We start from the raw sequence: 269 nt of genomic DNA on the forward strand, positions 1-269 counted from the left end.
TCCAGAAGCGGCTGCGATGGTTAGCGCACAAGTGATTGGTAATGACGCCACAATTACCGTTGCTGGTCAGTCTGGTAACTTTGAACTAAATGTTATGCTGCCCGTTATTGCCTATAATATTTTGCAAAGCATAGAGCTACTAACAAACAGCGCCAAAGCTTTGGCAGAAAAAGCCATAGCCACATTTATCGTAAATCAAGCTAACATTGACCGCGCTCTTGCCAAAAACCCTATTTTAGTGACTGCACTTAATCCGGTGATCGGTTACG

General features: G+C 43.9%; 1 pseudogene. It reads left to right on the plus strand.

Going from position 1 to position 269, the window contains the following annotated elements:
- Nucleotides 1-269, plus strand: a pseudogene (aspA, locus tag R2R70_RS20500) (aspartate ammonia-lyase); the annotation flags it as partial.

Origin of the sequence: Cobetia sp. SIMBA_158, assembly GCF_046566945.1 — a bacterium.
Taxonomy (GTDB): Bacteria; Pseudomonadota; Gammaproteobacteria; order Pseudomonadales; family Halomonadaceae; genus Cobetia; species Cobetia amphilecti.